The sequence below is a fragment of the Vicinamibacterales bacterium genome (genome assembly GCA_041659285.1).
Classification (GTDB): domain Bacteria; phylum Acidobacteriota; class Vicinamibacteria; order Vicinamibacterales; family UBA2999; genus 12-FULL-67-14b.
This window is the reverse complement of sequence record JBAZYO010000017.1, coordinates 39,541-55,745: the sequence shown is the minus strand read 5'-3', so window position 1 is coordinate 55,745 and position 16,205 is coordinate 39,541. Positions and strand designations below refer to the sequence as shown.

The 16,205-nt window shown below is 48.0% G+C and carries 15 protein-coding genes; 13 read left to right on the top strand and 2 right to left on the bottom strand.

Features of this window, described 5'->3' with window-relative positions; genetic code table 11:
- Window positions 1–1,746: 1,746 nt before the first annotated feature.
- Window positions 1,747–2,574 carry a tetratricopeptide repeat protein gene (locus WC815_21390; protein MFA5911338.1) on the top strand — a complete coding sequence of 276 codons (828 nt, stop codon included), beginning with the start codon at window positions 1,747–1,749 and terminating at the stop codon, window positions 2,572–2,574.
- A 2-nt stretch (window positions 2,575–2,576) separates the two neighbouring features.
- On the opposite strand, the gene WC815_21385 is transcribed toward WC815_21390, so the two are convergent.
- Window positions 2,577–4,364 carry an ATP-binding protein gene (locus WC815_21385; GenBank protein ID MFA5911337.1) on the bottom strand — a complete coding sequence of 596 codons (1,788 nt, stop codon included), beginning with the start codon at window positions 4,362–4,364 and terminating at the stop codon, window positions 2,577–2,579.
- 146 nt (window positions 4,365–4,510) lie between these two features.
- Window positions 4,511–5,197, bottom strand: coding sequence for a response regulator transcription factor (locus WC815_21380; GenBank protein MFA5911336.1), 687 nt, complete (start codon window positions 5,195–5,197; stop codon window positions 4,511–4,513).
- 1,626 nt (window positions 5,198–6,823) lie between these two features.
- Between WC815_21380 and WC815_21375 the strand changes: the two genes are divergently transcribed.
- From WC815_21375 to WC815_21320, 12 genes are all read left to right on the top strand, one after another.
- Complete coding sequence (locus WC815_21375; GenBank protein MFA5911335.1) at window positions 6,824–7,291, top strand: hypothetical protein; 468 nt, start codon at window positions 6,824–6,826, stop codon at window positions 7,289–7,291.
- Window positions 7,292–7,477: 186 nt separating this feature from the next.
- Entirely contained in the window at window positions 7,478–7,714 is a 237-nt protein-coding gene (locus WC815_21370; protein ID MFA5911334.1) for a hypothetical protein, read from the top strand.
- A gap of 90 nt (window positions 7,715–7,804) precedes the next feature.
- Window positions 7,805–8,434, top strand: a complete 630-nt coding sequence (locus WC815_21365) for a hypothetical protein (protein MFA5911333.1) — start codon at window positions 7,805–7,807, stop codon at window positions 8,432–8,434.
- Window positions 8,435–8,604: 170 nt separating this feature from the next.
- Window positions 8,605–9,153, top strand: coding sequence for a hypothetical protein (locus WC815_21360; GenBank protein ID MFA5911332.1), 549 nt, complete (start codon window positions 8,605–8,607; stop codon window positions 9,151–9,153).
- A gap of 288 nt (window positions 9,154–9,441) precedes the next feature.
- The gene (locus WC815_21355) at window positions 9,442–9,996 is read left to right on the top strand and encodes a hypothetical protein (protein ID MFA5911331.1); all 555 of its coding nucleotides are present in this window, start codon (window positions 9,442–9,444) and stop codon (window positions 9,994–9,996) included.
- A gap of 543 nt (window positions 9,997–10,539) precedes the next feature.
- The gene (locus WC815_21350) at window positions 10,540–11,673 is read left to right on the top strand and encodes a hypothetical protein (GenBank protein MFA5911330.1); all 1,134 of its coding nucleotides are present in this window, start codon (window positions 10,540–10,542) and stop codon (window positions 11,671–11,673) included.
- A 101-nt stretch (window positions 11,674–11,774) separates the two neighbouring features.
- Entirely contained in the window at window positions 11,775–11,927 is a 153-nt protein-coding gene (locus WC815_21345) for a hypothetical protein (protein ID MFA5911329.1), read from the top strand.
- A gap of 285 nt (window positions 11,928–12,212) precedes the next feature.
- Window positions 12,213–13,079, top strand: a complete 867-nt coding sequence (locus tag WC815_21340) for a cytidine deaminase (protein ID MFA5911328.1) — start codon at window positions 12,213–12,215, stop codon at window positions 13,077–13,079.
- 533 nt (window positions 13,080–13,612) lie between these two features.
- The gene (locus WC815_21335) at window positions 13,613–14,026 is read left to right on the top strand and encodes a hypothetical protein (GenBank protein MFA5911327.1); all 414 of its coding nucleotides are present in this window, start codon (window positions 13,613–13,615) and stop codon (window positions 14,024–14,026) included.
- Window positions 14,027–14,216: 190 nt separating this feature from the next.
- A complete protein-coding gene (locus tag WC815_21330) occupies window positions 14,217–14,426 on the top strand; it encodes a hypothetical protein (protein MFA5911326.1) in 210 nt (69 codons plus the stop codon).
- Entirely contained in the window at window positions 14,404–14,976 is a 573-nt protein-coding gene (locus WC815_21325) for a hypothetical protein (protein MFA5911325.1), read from the top strand. The genes WC815_21330 and WC815_21325 overlap by 23 nt, the downstream gene beginning before the upstream one ends.
- Before the next feature lie 83 nt (window positions 14,977–15,059).
- Window positions 15,060–16,052, top strand: coding sequence for a serine protease (locus WC815_21320; GenBank protein ID MFA5911324.1), 993 nt, complete (start codon window positions 15,060–15,062; stop codon window positions 16,050–16,052).
- Window positions 16,053–16,205: the final 153 nt, after the last annotated feature.

The window sequence follows — 16,205 nt, the reverse complement described above, 5'->3', positions numbered from 1 at the left end:
TATGATGGAATGTCAGACGAATATTGAAGTGGGTCCTTTTGAGTTCAATGGACCTTTCAAGTCATATCTTCAACTCGAAGAGGAGTCTGGTGTTCTAGCAATCTTGGTGCCAACAGGCTCCAACTATGAGCTTTTAAATGTCTATGCAACATCAAACATGCGCTCATCTGCTTTAATGGAATTGTCTTGTCGAACAAATGCGAACATTAATACCGTGTTTGCCACTATTCGAAACGAAAGCTGGAACGCAAAAACAAGCACCATGTTTGCAAGTTTTATCTGGAGTTATTTCGACTAGCTGTTTGTCTAGACTAAAAACCTCGCGTCATCCGTAGATATAGCGGCGTGACATCATAAATAGTTCGGCGCGACATCATCCACTGTTTCTGGCTCGAATTAACTGTCACCAGGAGTGGTGCCAAACTCAAATTGATTGACACCGAACCCAAATTAAATGACACCAACGCAAATCAAGTGACAACTAGCGCAATTTAACTGACACCAGCGCTGGTGACCACGACAGAGTAAGGAAAACGAAGGCTTGGTAGACAAGTGGTTTCCTGAGCCTGGTGGCACTTTCTCCATTCGCAAATAATTTGCACAGAGCACCACCGATAATCGCAAATAATTTAAGCCCGAGCCGACCGATGATTGCGATCCCAAATTTATGTTTGCAGTTCCTTAACCCTATGATCGTAATCCGCTACAGTTACTAATTTACCTGTCACTAGCCGGTTTCAGTCGCAATATTTGATTGAAGATCTTTATTCTGCACGGGCGGAATGGAACTTCGAAATAAAGAATACAAAGCGCTTGAAGGTGACAAGTTAAGCTGCAGCGAGTTTTCCGCCAATCAAGCCAGAATCATATTTCATGCACTTGCTTACAACACGATGTTCCAGTGGGGAGAGAACCTACCAGGCAAGCGGCAGAGCTGGTCGTTTGAATCAATCCAAAAATATCTTTTGCGTATGGCTGTTCAGGTTACGCGAAAAGGGCGACATGTCGTGATGCACTGGGTAAGCGACTTTCAATGGGAAAGAGCGTTTTGGAGCTGTGCAGCGCGATTGCGGCCGAAGGAGACCACATGCTGAGGCAGCAACTACCGCTAGTAAGGTTTGCTCTACTCCAACAATCCGAAAACTGCGCTACGCTTGAGCGAGCAGTTCGCACAAACTTGCCTACAGTGGCTGCCGATTTTACTTCCAAGCATCGCTCACATATTTGTTCTATATCTACAGGCAAAGAAAAGTCTCTTCAGTTGCCGACCTTCCGGAGTCAGGCAGACCCGCGGAGTACGAGCGAGACACTTGAATTGCCCAAAATATCTAGCATCACCGGTTGTCAATCACATGGATAAATAGAACAGGGCGAGCCCCATTATCTTAACGAGGATTCTTAAGTGATCTTCTATTTCTGGGGTAAATCGAACTGAAGTGGTAATGGTTGCTCATCTCCAAAACATCTTTTGATTGTCCTGCAAATTCGAAGAGTTGCCAAGCCTTTCCGTTTCTGGAGCCAGCAAGGCAGTAGAATTGTGTGAGTTCGTGACAAGTGATGAGCGTCCGATAACAGCTTAGACCCAACCAGAAGCACCGATTTTGCTATCGCTCAACAGATAAACGGTCTGCCGCTTTGCCACAGTCAATCATATGGCAGCGCCCGTCCCAAAGGAAGACCTTTTGCGGTGGCGAAGAGAATGGTTATACTGATTATCCATAGCTATAAACTATTTACAGGATGTCTATGTTGCGCCAGCTGAAAAAAAGTTTCTTACAATTGATTCCCGTTATTGGAATTTGCTGCGCAAGCCAGTTGAATCTTTCATGCTTTGCTCACAGTAGCGACGAAGCAAAGTCAATTTTTAAACAAGCCTGCAATGAGGCACTGATCAACAGTAAGCATCATCTAGCACTTCGCGACTTTGACCTGGCAATTAAGCTTGACCCAAACAATTCAATGTTCTACACCAAGAAGGGCGAGCTCCTTAGTCATCTTCAGGAGGATGAATTAGCGATAGAGACAGCCAAGAAAGCTATTTCGTTGGATCAGAAGAATAGCAGAGCGTGGTTTGTTCAAGGTAAATCACTAGGGCGAATGGGACGCACAGAGGAAGGTCTGCAGAGCCTGAACAAGGCGCTTAAGTTAGATTCAAACGACGCTGATATTTGGAGCGCTCGCGGGCGATTGTATAGCGTGCTCGGACGCTGGAATCAAGCCGAAGCAGACATGACCAAAGCTATCCAACTAACGAAAATAAACAATGCCGCCTTAATGGACCGAATCACAGCTAGAGAACATTTGAACAAATGGCCAGAAGTGATTGCGGACTGCTCTGCGGCTTTGGCTCTCAATTCATCCAACAGGGGTCGCATACTACGTTCTCGCGCAGGTGCATACGTCGCCTTAAAAGATTATGCGCGCGCTACTAGTGATCTAAGAGATGCACTAAAGATTTGGCCGGATGATATCAGGATTCATCAGCAGTTGACAGCTGTTTATAAAATGACGGGCGATAGAAAGGGTGAGATGGCTGAATCAAAAATTATTCAAGGACTGAGCAAAGATTTCTAACTTCACTGATCCTTCGGTATTCTAAACCAGAAAACACAGCCATGCCCAGGCTCGCTTTCAATGCCCATTGTTCCCCCATGAGCATGAATGATCTGGCTGCATATAGATAAACCAAGACCAAACCCTGGTGTCTTTGAAGTATACTGACTGGCCTGCTTGAACCTTTCAAAGATAGCGGCTTGATCTTCAACTGGAATTCCTGGACCTTTATCAGCGATGATAACCTTGATGAAATCGCCCTCTTGGATAAAGTCGATCTCAATAGGCTGACCTTCCGGTGCATATTTAAGTGAATTTGAAAGAATGTTGATAACAACCTGTACAAGCCTGTTTCCGTCTACGACAATCAATACATCTTGCTCCGGAAGCAAAACCTCAATGTTCCGCAGATCACAAATGCCTTGTATTGACTGAACTGCGTCTGACAAAACGCCGAGCAATGATCTCTTACGAAAATGCATATGCCACTTTCCGGTTTCAAGACGTTCCAGGTCTAGGAGATCTCCGGTCAAACTTATGAGCTGTTGAATGTTTGCCTGAGCCTTAGCAACTTCTGCGAGTGCCGCTTCTGGCAGCGTACCGCGCACACCGGAGGCTAGCAAATCTAGCTTGAGAGAAAGAGACGATAATGGTGACCGCAAGTCGTGACTGACGATCGAGACAAACTCTTGCTTCAATCGCTCTAGCTCTTTGCGCTCAGAGATATCGTGAGCGACCGCAAAGAAAGCTCGCTCTTCGGAAACCCAGCGAACTGACCAAGACATATCGGCAACAGTTTTATTTGGTTTGACAACCTGGTTTTCGAAAGTGATAAGACTTCCTTGCATCGCCTCATTCATTGCCAATAGCGTCCGGTCCTGATCATCGGCTCTAATAATCGAAACAAGTCTGCGTCCTATCAGATCGCTGGGGCTGTAGCTCCATATCGATTCAATGGCTTCACTGACTTCAGTGAAGCGGCAAGACTCATCAATTGAGCAAATAACCTCGGTAGCATGCTCAACCATCGCACGTTGCTTGCGCATGGTTTCTGCAAGTTCTCTAGCCATTCTACGAAGGGCCGAATCAAGCTCAGCAAGCTCATCGTTGCCCGAGAGCTTCTCGGGCAACTGCACATTGGCTCCAATTCGGCGTGAATTTTCCACCAATCTTTTTATACGCCGGGTTAGACTGCCGGCTATCCAAATTGCAGCCAATGCAGCAACAATAATGTTGAGAGCAGCTCCTGAAACCAACGCCGTCTTCAAGTGCTGCCGTCGTAACTCAATTGCATCCCTTCGATGATTTAACTCTTCTTGCTCATCGCGGTTAATATTATTGAGTTCGCGCAGAACATCGTCGGCGGCCTTTTTTCCTAGCACTCCAAGAAACAAGCGATGAGAGTTTCCACCTTGTATAGCGTGAAGAAGATCCGTACTCGCGACTTTAGCTTTACCGATAAGAACCTTGATTTTAGCGACTCTCGCCTGCTGTTTAGTGTTACCAGCATCTAGCATCCGCTCAAGAGAAGCGAGATTCAAGCCGCCCTGATAAAGGTAATTTTCATAGGCTGTGATTTCGTCAGGATCGCGGCTCTGCATATAACGGATGAAGGCATCCGAACCTTTTCCGATGCATGTGTGAATATCGTTTACTACATTGACTAACTTGCGCCCACGAACCTCTTTGGCAAACTCTACTTCGAGCTGATCAACTAGCACCATAAGCATACCGAGGTAGATAAGCTCAACTGCAACGGGAACAAGTACTAGCAGTAAAATCTTGTGAGACAGTCTAAGTGAATTCTTCATTTGCTGTGAAGCCTATTTTTAAATTAGTATTCTAATCCACAGCAAAGTCAATCTAGAACCTAATTTGATTGCTTTACAGGCTGGTCTGTAAGGTTTTGATGCTGGTTTTGCTATCTGTGTTCTCAAGAAATTTTGTGTCCCGAGAGTCAATGTTGCGGAGGTTGATCGTAATGTAATAGATAGCCGGAACCACGAACAGTTCTGACTATTTCCGGCATACCAGCAAGCTCCATCTTCCTTCTAAGCGAGTGCATGTGTACTCTCACTGAACCATCTTGTACCTCCGTATCTGAAGGCCAAATTCTCTCAAATACTTCTTTCGAAGAAAAAAGTTGGTCCGGAAATCTAAACAGGAGTTGAAGTACCGAAAACTCAGTTAAAGACAATCGAACTGCTAGTGATTCAAATCTCAGATTTCGAAGTTTAGGATTGAGTTCAAAACCCTTGTAAATTAGATCATTAGATATGAAGGCCGGTCGCCTAAGTAAGGCCATTAGACGCACCCTCAACTCACGTAGATCAAACGGCTTCGTCAGGTAATCGTCTGCACCAGCTTCAAAGCCGAGTTCCTTATGATTGATATCTTGAGCGCCAGTAAGAAAGAGAATAGGCGTATTGCCGCCGATGCTTCGGTACTGCTTACAAACCTCTGTACCGACTAAATCGGGCATATACCAGTCAAGTACAATTGCATCATAGTTGAAACTACTTAAGAGCTGAAGACCATCTTTGCCAGAATGAACCATTTCAACAGTCCAGCCGTAGCTCTCTAGGGCAGCACCGACTGTTCGGCACAGTTCAACATCGTCATCAATAATGACAACTTTTCCCAATGGCTGCTCTCCTGCAAATGCAAACCTATTATCCACAATATTGAGCTAGCTAGGGTGTTGTAAATGACATTTGTGCCTTATATAGTTTTCGCAAAGGCCATGCTCTGAAATGATAAGATCCACTAAATCTCGGTTCACTCAATGTCATCAAGCTAGTAGTGCAAACTGAACCATCTAGTTCATGATCTAGGGCTTTAAGTTGTCTTTAGAAACAAGCCGGGAGAGTAGCAATCTAGACTTCATATAAGCTTGAGCGCATCGCTTATTCAAGTTAAGCATGCTCACAAGGCATCACAAGCAGTGGCACCATCGAGAACTAAAAACCGCTGAGAATAAGTTCAGTCAATTCAATCCGCTACCACAATCAAATCTAGGCCGTTCTGCGATTGTTCGCAAAGAGTTAAATGCTACGTGTAATTGACTCAATGTGAACATCGCGTTAAGAGCGCCGCGCGGTGGCGCATCTGTCCTTTTGTCATGCACAGTAGCATCCAGCTCGTTTGTCTTGACTTTATGCCACGAGAAAGCAAATTATTAAGTCTATATCCCTACCCGTCACAGCAAGGCACCCAGGCACAACAAAGCCAATTGGTTGACAAAGATAGTGTCTAGCAAATGCAACTGCGGTTGTCCGTGAACGCTTGACCATTAACCGATACTTGCCAGATCCTTCTAGCGAAATTCCATTAAGCACACGAAGTAAAACAAGTGAAATGGTCTAGGCTGTTATTACTGAAGTAAGCACTACGTTAAGATCGTCCTTAGCTAGCGCATACAATCTTTTTCAAAGCTAACAGGATTCAGGAACATCCAATTGAGTTAGTACCACCAATGGACCTATTCTGAAAGCACTTTTCACAAAACCTAACTAGAGGCGATTGCTTACAAAACAAGAAGCAACTGACGATATATAGACCGCAAAGCCCAACTCAGGTTGGCAAATTCCGTTTTTACTGTTTTCTTCATTGATCGCAATTATCCTCTCGCAACAAATAATAGTACAAACCATACTACGCAGCCTCGGCATCAACGTTCCTTCTGCTCTCATCTGCACAGTATTCAGCGGTGTGATGCCTGGCTCGCGCAACGGTTACTGTCTGGATGCAGGCTTCTCCGGAATACACTTCGTTGTCATCGCCGGCTCTTTGATTGCTCTATCAGTAGTCGGTGCACTGCTCACCAACTGCCACAAGTCGTCACCGTAGTTGCTATCGCTTTTACTGTTCATACATTCGTCCACGCGCACTAACTCCCCAAACTCGTTACCTGTCATGCTTTGTTTCAAAAGCATTTAATGAGTGGGGCTTGCGATTTTTTAGACCTTCCATTTAGCCTGCGTTAAGACTGGCGGTCCCTAGCGAAGACAATCTTGCACAAAAACAGCAGGATTTAAGCAACACTAGTTGAGTTAGCACCACGAATGGGGCTACTGTGCAAGCACACTTCATTACACCGGACTAGAGGCGACTGCAAACACAACAACAAGCCAACTGACCATAGATATCCCAAAAGGGCTCAACTTCGGTTGTGTCGACCAGCTCAAGAATTCTCCGAATAAGATCACCCGTGTCCGCAAAGGTTCATATTAGATTCAGAACCAGGACCAAAGAAATGAGGAAAACCGGAATGAAGTACGATCGCGAAACTGCCATGTACGTAGCCACTGTGGCCGTCATTCATGAAGTCCTCGGCGTCTCAAACGTTCTCAGTGCATCGGCGCTACCGTGCCGCTGGGCTCAAGGTGTTGTTGAGTTCAGCCAGTCTGATACAACAAGATTCCAGACTAGCACTGACCTTGAAAACAAGCTGGTCGCGCTCCTTGGCGCAGTATCATTCGAGCGTCCGGCCCATCTGCAGCGCTCTTTCGAACGCGCTTTACTCTTGGCAAAAGAAATCGCTGAACTTCGGAACGGCATCCTTATCCAATCCAGCGAGAGCCTGGCAGACATCCTTGCGGTTGTGTCTAGTGCCAAGGAAAGAGCACAGCAGCTCTTGCAAGCCAACATTGATCACATAGAGCGGGTAGCAAACCACATTGTAATGGAAGGTGCCATCAGCGGCGATGCCCTTAGAAGGATGATAAACAAAGTTTGATACCACAAAACGAACGACGCTTAGTTTGAACTGAAGCTGGTCATTCTCTCTAGCGCTAGTTCTTGTCCGGTTAAGAGTGCGTTAAGGCTTAGCGCATCTACAGTGACCCATGGCCGTATGATTTTAAAGCGATATGCGACTAGTCTGTTCCCCCCACTTGCAGTTTCATTACATCAGGAGGCTCATATGGATATCGGGAAAATTATCATTCTGGCAGGCTACGCGATCTGCTTCTTCTGTACGACACTTTTTGTGGTGCTCAACTATCAGCCCCAAAATAAGGTTGGCTCAGCCATCTTCAATCTAGGAGTGTTGATTGGATTCCCGGCATTTGCTGCTTCCAGTGCTATCATTTGCACCGTTTTCTCGCTAATTCAGGACTGCCTGAAAAAACTCGCTGATGCTTTTGTTTGCCGCGATTGATCTACTACCTATCACCTAGCAAAAGCACGCTGCAAGCTTACGATCGCTTTGCTTAACTTGTGTAGGCAAATCCAACAGAAAGGCATTCCCATGACAATCGCTACCATTTCTCGTGAGCAAATCGACTCTATGCTCGCATCCGAAACTAACGTTCATGTAAGGTACGCCGCTTACGTTTACCACGCAACATCCTCCAATTGGGACTATGCGCATAGAGTCCTGGAGACAATTAGACAGCAGCAGCAGCTTTATGCCAAGTGGATGGCTGACGCCAGCCTTCCATCAACAAAGGAAATCTGCCGTTCTCACCGAGGCTTCCTTAATCATTTGCACGATGAGCAATGTCGAGTGGAAGGCGACAACAAGGAGCGACTCTTTCTATGCCAGGCTCAGAAAATCGATGCACAATCTCTCAATGACAGCAAACTACTCCAAAGTGCTGAGAACGAATTGCTGCGGCTCGAAAATGAGATGAGGCTTGAGACGGCTGCCCCGATCATTGATGATGTGATCTTTGCTGGCCTAAAAAAGCGTTTGTTCAATGACCTTGAGCGAGATAAAAGTGATCCCACACCAAATGTAAGAAGGTTCTTGCAAGAAATCTCCGCTGCCGTCGAACTTAAGGTTTTGCAGCAAATCTCACGGGTGTCGCTTGCGGAACAGCACAAAACGCAGGCACGTGAACAGCTTTTTCGCTTCAATCCTGCTCTCTCCAACTAGGTCGAGCACGACAAGGATGTGCGCAACCAAACTGTAAAGAAAGAGCCTCTCTTTACCAGCACTAGCAACTGCACTAAACAGATCGAATAAATGAACGACATCTATAGTTGAAAGTTTAATCAGACTCCCTCTCAACAACAGCCAACAACGGCCAAATGAAAGTACTAGCCATGAAAGAAATCGCCCCCGATCGTACAACCTTTGATACCGCCTACAACGCGGTTGTATCGGCGTCCGATGCCTACAAGGACGCATTGTCGATACTCAGACAGCTGCAGGATCTCTACTTCGACTGCAGTAAGAAACTCGATGAAACGAGAATCGCAACACTGGAAAACTCAATAGAGCGCCGAAAAGTCTACCGTAATACGGCTCTTTTAGAGCATTCAATTTACCTTATTACGCACGAACGTTACGAAGTGCGGGAGAGGAAAACCCTGGCAGAGATGCTCAATCTCAAGGAAGAAGTTAAAGCACTAGAGCAAGAACTTGTCAACACCGAAAATTTGGCGAAGAGTCGGTTCGACCTTATGAACACTTCTCCGGCAATCAATGAAGAGGCACTCGTGAAACGGAGGCACGCTCAAGCGGAAGCAGCCTTCAATCGCATTGCCCCCATTGTCGAACTTCAGATAGCCGGTGTTGCTGCAGCCGAAGAGGCCTTCCATGAAGCTCTGGAGGCTTTGGCTCATTTCAGAGAAGAGCCTTCGGAAGACTGAAGCGATAGGTAACTACTCAATATGGCCGGACTTGTTGCCTAGGCCATTACTGTATTAGCTCAAATCCAGCAGTACCTGTAGGCGTGGCACCATTATCGGTATCGATATTGGTGCCACCTCGAAGATTATCTGCTTTGCGCGTCAGGACGCGTCGGATGTGGTTTTGGTTGGCTCTTTATCCATCCCTCGCCACCTAGTACAGTCAAATCTCTACATACCCGGACAACTCCGGCAAGTAAAAACCATTCAAATTTAAAAGCCAGATACGGCTGAAAGGAAGCTAAAACCATGAACAAGATTGACCCAGCCCTGACGAAAGTAGATGCAGCATATAACGTAGTTGTTGCAACGGCTAAAGCCTATAGAGAGGCGCTGTCCGTACTCAGGCAGCTCCGCGAACTACACTTTGATTGGGCAGACGATCTCGACAATGCCAACATCAATCTGTGCCGAAAATCAGATTACCGCCGGAGTTTGGATCGTTTCACTGCGCGAAAAGAGAACTTGCTTGCCGAACTGCGTCGCGAAGGTTTGGCCTTGGAGGTGATGAAGGACCTCGCAAAGCGGATCGCTCAGGAAGAGCAAGTGCAGTCCCTCGAAAAGGAGCTCAACGACAATGAGGTCAGGAATAAGAAGGAATCGGAACGATTCATCATCTCGTCGGCAGTAGAAGAACTCGAACGAGCCCAAAGAGAGCAGGTTTATGCTGAAACTACTTTCCTTCGTGTTTCTCCTATTGCTGAACATCAGCAACAGAGCGTATATGCTGCTGCGCGAGCGTTCTACCTCGCATCCCGAACGCTCGCGTTTCTCAGAGAGGAGCAGAAAGCCCGGCTGGTATAAGAAGCGCACACTCTTCCGGCCCAAAGACTTTTAGACTTCAAAGTCTGGTCGGCCAAAGAATGCAGGAAGCAAGAGTACACATGCCACTACAATTTGTATCCCAGTCGTGACTTTGGGTGAACGAAAGCTAACTTTGAAGGGTCACTGGGACTCTTTGTTGAACGTTTTCTGTTGGAAGGCGACGATGAAGTTGGAGAAGGGCTCTTCTCGAGCTATCTGTTTCCGGAGGACTGCGAGTCGGAGCTTCTAAAACGTGGCTTCGTCAAGTTCGAAGCAGAAACAGGAGCAGCATCCGTTGGAAATCTCAGAGCTATCGCTTGAGCTTTAACGCGAGTATGAGTCTCTCTAGACTCCGCTTTTCGACTTGGTTAATCAAACGATGAGTAGAGCTTGACATGTGAGACTATGACTATTTCTGGTGCCCACGAAATAATCATAGTCGATTGCATCAGTGGCTAACCAAAAGCAAATAGAACCAAGACTACTATTCATCACCCCAGTCAAAGGTGCGCACTCAAACCTGAGCGTAAAAAGGAGATGAAAATGAAGTACATCAGAAACACCGAAATTGCTTCCATCATTGCTACTTCCAAAGCTTCAGCCTGGGGTCTCGAACCGGAGCAGTCTGTCAGCTTTCTCCAGGCCGTTTTCGAAAAGGCCAACAGCATCGAGAACAAACTCCGCCTCAGCCACGAACGCTATATCTCTAACAAAGCGAAGCTCGCCGATGAGCAGCACTGGTCTACGCGTCGTACCCAAATTCACGATCGCCAATTCGACGTCGAGCTTGAAGCAGTACAACTTGCATTTGCCAGCAACAGGATTGCATTGCAGCGCATGACCGCAATGTTTCCTGTCATGAAAGAGCTCGTGAATGCTGCGGTCATGGTGCGCGCCGAGCTAGTCAAGGCTGGTGACGACGAGCACAAAAGGCGTCGGGCGATGAACAATCTCATTCTGGCCGGGCAGCTACAGTATCGCATTTCGCGCTACAGCGACATCGAATTGATGCCGGACGAAGCTACGGTGCAAGCCGACCCGCGGGGTAGCGAACGGCTTACCGATGTCAGCTACCTGGCCGGTCTCAATGCCCTCCGCTCAGCTCTGGAAGGAACCAGTGGTGCCGTTCCTTTCGTCGACTGGAAAGCAATGTCGTGGGCAAATGTGGAGTCCGAACACCGTAGCAGCGACTACAATCGGCTTGAGGACACGATTTCCTTCATCGAGGATTTCCTCGAATCTTCTCTCGCCCTCTTCGCCGAGTTCGAGATCTGCGAGAGCCAGCAGAAGGAATCGACTTATCAGAAGCGCATCAAGGCGGCAAGTCAGGACCAGAGGAAAGTATGGTTTTTGCGTCAGGAACAGACGAGACAAAGGGCTCGTCTCAGCAGCTACAAGATTGCTCTGCGCGACTTGCCCATCGAGCAGATTAAGTCAGCTTTGCTGAAGGTGCTCATGCCTTTTCATGGGTTGAAGGCTGACACTCTGGACATGGCAGTGATCAACAACGTTGTGCGTGCCCAGCTGATACACACGGCACTATGCGGAATTCAGAGGCAGATTTCGCTGCATTGCAGCTACGAAGACGACATTTCATATGTTGGTCTGCTCGACACATACAGCCACGAGGAAACCAGTCTGCGTAACAACTGCTGGTTGTTCAACCAGAGAGGTTGAACAGTCAAAGAAAATACCTAACCGTGAAAAGCACACCAGATTCCCTCGTGTGCTTTCTTAAACACAGTGGCCAGAATCCCTCAAACGAAAACGGAAAATCAATGGACCTCAAGATTGTCTTCATGCTCTTCTTCACCGCTCTCGGGCTGTTCTCAACAGTAAACATGACGAAACGTCAAAATGGAATGACTTCTTTTGCGTGGATGATGCTCACACTTGTGAGCCTGGCGCTGGTATTTACTTTGGGTGTGTAACTCATGCAGGAAAACGGAATCTCCCATGACTGACCAAGCCGTTCGCCTTATAGGCAGTGTGCTCTGTGCAATGTACGTACTGCTTGTGTTGTCCCTTGCACTCGGAAACCCACAAAACAGCCCCTCTTGCGCACCGAAATATACGGTTGCGTTTAACAAGTGACAATTTCTGGTGCCCCCGACGTAATCATGGTCGATTGCATCAGCGGCTGCTAACAATGCTACCCAAAATTCATGCGCACCAGATTCCCTCGTGTGCATTGTAAAACACAATGGAGACTTAAAATGAACGACATCCTCGGATTGTTTACCAAGCACGACGATCTCACTGCTGTCGAACGTACCCTGGTCAAAGTGGCCATGAATGCCCCCGACCGCGCCCACTGCTTCCAGTCCAACTTCCCTGTCGGCAGCGCTGTGCTGGCCGCCAACGAAGAGGGCATGGTGCGCATGTTCCACGGCTGCAATGTCGAGAACGACTTCTTCCCTGCCACCATTTGCGCTGAGCGAAACGCTGTCACCACGGCGGTGATGGAAGGCTACAAGCACCTCAAGACTGTCGCCGTCTTCTGCCGAAAGTACCCTGGAGGCTCACCTTGCGGTGTCTGTCGTCAGGTGCTGACGCAGTTCGGCCGCGGCGGTATTCTGCTCAATATCGTCGACCACGACGGCAATGTGCGTCGGGGCGCCATTGATGAGCTGCTCCCCGCAGCCAGCGGCCCGACCATTCACTGCACATACCAGACCGCCAACGAGCGTAAACTCGTCAAAGCTGCCCTGGGCGAGCGTTGCAAGTCGCACGTTCCTTATTCCAGAAATGCGCGTGGCGCTGTTCTCGTCGGCTTTAATGCTGGCGGCAAACGACGCGCATTCAAGGGAGCGGTGATCGACAACGCTTCGTATGGTGCCTCGGTCGGTTGCGAAAGCGCGGCCATGACCGCTGCTCGCCTGGCCGGTTTCATCAACGACCCGACCCTGGTTGTCACCGTCAATGCTGTGAACGGTCACAACCCCATCGACGGCGAATGCCTGCAGATTCTGCGGGAGTTCGGCCGTGACGCCAAGATTCTCCTCGTTGGCGAAGACCAGTCTCTGGTTCGCACCACCCTCTTGGAGCTCTTGCCGGATTCGTTCGGCCCCGAAGCCCTGTAGGACCCTGGCCCTACGCATCGAGTTCGCAGTAAAAAGATAAAGGGCGCACGCGCCCTTTATCTTAGCCACACTGCTGCAAACAGGAAACGAAAATGAAAACTTCAAAATCACTTTCTATCATTTGTCAACTAGCATGCCTCTTCAGTGGTTCGGTTTTCGTCTCTCTGGGAGTACCAGTACTCGTGCTGCTTATCGAGATCGATGAGCTGACTAAAATCAATGCGCGCGAATCGCTAAACTTCCAGTTCAACACTCTTGCTTGGGCACTACTTTCGCTGCTGTTAATGCCGATTGGTGTTGGCTTCGTCTTGCTCGCAGTAGTGATCATATGGAGTATTGTCGCGCCCATATTAGCTTCTTTTAGAATCCTCAAATATCCGCAACGCCCTGTACATTACGCCAAGATCTTTAGGATCCTCTAAACCGATTCGACTGCTAGCGATGGAATTAACGCTCGGAAACACTCAAAAACAGACTCCCTGCGCACTGAAATACACAATTGCGTTTAACAAGTCAAATAGAAAGACAATCCCATGACCTCACGTGTCAAGACCACCATATTCTCTGCGATCTTCGCCTTTGTCGGCACCCTCATCATCGGATCTATCAACGTCAAACTCTTCTCGATCAACCTCCCGACAGCGTTTGTCCCTACGACCCTACTCTTCTCCTTTGCCAGCGCTTACATGTTCGCGCCTTTCGCTGAATGGTTGCATCGCTGCAACTCGCCTTGGCTGACGTATGTTCTCACCGGAGGGCTGCATTACACGCTCGTGTTCAGCTTCTCCATTCTGGGCTTTGCCATCTCTCATCAGCACCTTCTTGTGGGTGGAATGGATGCTTTTGATAGCGGCGTTATCAACTCACTCGTGTGGAACAGCTACACGGTTGGCTTGTTCGCTGGGCTCGGAGCCTCCTTCGCTAACTATCGGCCCCTCCGCGTCTGAACATGGGCTAGCCAACAAAAAAAGAGGCGGGGCATACAGCTGCGATGTCCCGCCTCTTTAGTCGACAATACTAACCCGCTCGTTAGCGTTATCTCAGGGTAAATGTCATGGCACGGCGTTTGGCACTAAAAAAATTTGCTCGCGCAAACAGACCGGTCTACTAAAAACCAAGAATGAAAGCTGCATAGAAATGATTCCACGCGTAAATATTGTTTCTGACTCAAAAAATGAACTTGATCTTAACGTTGTCATTGCTATATTCATCGCATCAAATGTTTCAAAGGCGCTTCCACTAAGTGCAATCGAGATAAGTTTGAACAAAAAATGTGGTTCAAATGCCCTGATTCAATTTTCTAAAACGAAACGAGGAACTAACAATGGCAAAGTTGGAAAACTATGAGTCTCTAGATTCTAAAAACACTGACAGCGGTAGCATTAACTTACAGAACGAAGTTAATAACATTACTAACTCAGAACGAAACCTAGCTTATTCGGCAATGGCTACCAAAGACACCAGTTCTCAATATCTAACCTCCGCTTCACAGTTACTCGACATCCACGGGCTAGACGCATTACACAACAGCCCGAAGGCTACACTTGAACCGGCATCTAGACCTGATTCTAGTTCTGGCATCCACGCTGATATTTTGCATTACCCACGCCCACTACAGGCCAAGGTCGAAAATCTAGGTCCGCAAGGCTATGCTGTTCAAGAGGAATCTGAGCAACCTAGCGATACAGAACCACCTCATGGAAGCGATTATATGGATAATCCGCTGGTAGCTGAACCAGCACCAGAAGATCCGGGCGTAATCGGAGCTCCACCGGAACCTGCCGATACATTATTAAATCCGAAGTCGGGACAATATACGTTCCCATCGATCTCGGGCTACGCAGAGCACTACTTAGAACAGGATCCAAATCTCCAGGTGAAAGCTCAAGAGAACTAGCTTAGGGCAATACCTACCAAGCGTGCGCCTTCGGGCGTAAAACCCCAATTGACTGCTCCGAGTGACTCAGCTACGGTGATTGAGTGTTTAATCCAGTTAAAGCAGCCTTAACAGCCCGTGAAGCTTTGCCGTTGGTAGAGCGAACTGGCGCTCTTTTGCTGGCCGAGAGTGGCCTCCTATCAGCAGCCGCTAAGGCAGCTGACAGACTGTTTCCGTCCGTAGGGAAACAATTATTTCGGCCGAAATCACCGTTTCACTTTGACACCACCGCTCTGCCCGGAAACAGAAACAGCACTGATTTTCAACTTCAGGTCAGCAAACAACTCGGCCTTGACCCGCAGAAGTTTGACATCGGGAAAGTAGCCGTTCTGCACCGTCGCATCACCCAGCAGCCGCTAGATCGGTTGACCAGAAGCACATCTCGCGATCTTGGTATGTGGGGCTCGCAGGAGCAAGGAATGGGCCTTGTTGAATACCAGACGCTGCCCAGTAGCAGAGGGTATCTCAAGCCGAGCGAGTCTGTGGTGCGCGTCACTAAAACACTCGATGCAGAAGCTCCTGTCAGTCATGCTGATCGAGCAGGCAGTGGAGTATTTGTCACCCGTGACGGCAAGATAGCTACCAATGAGCACGTAGTGCGAAACTCTTCCAAGCTGTCTGTTGAAACCCTCGATGGCAAAATATACGCTGCACGTGTCGTCAGTCTCGACACCAGCAATGACCTTGCCATTCTGCAATTATCCGATTTCCCGAACGGTACCAAATTTTCTGTGCCCACATTTGCCGATAGGGAGACGTTTATGCAAGGCTCTCGGGTGGCGGCTATTGGCCATCACGGCGGTTTGAAGGGGTTAATCGCGTCGCCCGGTCAATTTAATTGCGCTAGTACCTGGGGCAAAAATCGATACACCATAGATAGTGTTATGCCTGGCGCTTCCGGCTCTCCCATCTTTGACAATCGCGGCCAACTCGTTGGCCTGGTGGCAAAAATATCGCCAATCACGCCTGGTCAAGTAACGGGTCCCAGTACAGATTTGATTCGACGTGTTCTGATGCAAATTGGTGTTAGAGCTTAAAACAATTCCTGCTCAGTCAACGGCCCTGGCTTTACTGAAATTGAAGAATCAGCCGCTTTTGATATTGCAGGTCGCTACAGCTAGCTGCTTCAGCACACCCTGCTTTCCAATCTCCCCACTGAAGATGCTGTAGATACTTGGCTCTTTGGCTTG

What these genes read in the sequence shown, in the direction of transcription:
- WC815_21390 (MFA5911338.1), top strand. Translation starts at nt 1,747, where the DNA reads ATGTTGCGCCAGCTGAAAAAAAGTTTCTTACAATTGATTCCCGTTATT.
- WC815_21385 (MFA5911337.1), bottom strand. Translation starts at nt 4,364, where the DNA reads ATGAAGAATTCACTTAGACTGTCTCACAAGATTTTACTGCTAGTACTT.
- WC815_21375 (MFA5911335.1), top strand. Translation starts at nt 6,824, where the DNA reads ATGAAGTACGATCGCGAAACTGCCATGTACGTAGCCACTGTGGCCGTC.
- WC815_21370 (MFA5911334.1), top strand. Translation starts at nt 7,478, where the DNA reads ATGGATATCGGGAAAATTATCATTCTGGCAGGCTACGCGATCTGCTTC.
- WC815_21365 (MFA5911333.1), top strand. Translation starts at nt 7,805, where the DNA reads ATGACAATCGCTACCATTTCTCGTGAGCAAATCGACTCTATGCTCGCA.
- WC815_21360 (MFA5911332.1), top strand. Translation starts at nt 8,605, where the DNA reads ATGAAAGAAATCGCCCCCGATCGTACAACCTTTGATACCGCCTACAAC.
- WC815_21355 (MFA5911331.1), top strand. Translation starts at nt 9,442, where the DNA reads ATGAACAAGATTGACCCAGCCCTGACGAAAGTAGATGCAGCATATAAC.
- WC815_21350 (MFA5911330.1), top strand. Translation starts at nt 10,540, where the DNA reads ATGAAGTACATCAGAAACACCGAAATTGCTTCCATCATTGCTACTTCC.
- WC815_21345 (MFA5911329.1), top strand. Translation starts at nt 11,775, where the DNA reads ATGGACCTCAAGATTGTCTTCATGCTCTTCTTCACCGCTCTCGGGCTG.
- WC815_21340 (MFA5911328.1), top strand. Translation starts at nt 12,213, where the DNA reads ATGAACGACATCCTCGGATTGTTTACCAAGCACGACGATCTCACTGCT.
- WC815_21335 (MFA5911327.1), top strand. Translation starts at nt 13,613, where the DNA reads ATGACCTCACGTGTCAAGACCACCATATTCTCTGCGATCTTCGCCTTT.
- WC815_21330 (MFA5911326.1), top strand. Translation starts at nt 14,217, where the DNA reads ATGATTCCACGCGTAAATATTGTTTCTGACTCAAAAAATGAACTTGAT.
- WC815_21325 (MFA5911325.1), top strand. Translation starts at nt 14,404, where the DNA reads ATGGCAAAGTTGGAAAACTATGAGTCTCTAGATTCTAAAAACACTGAC.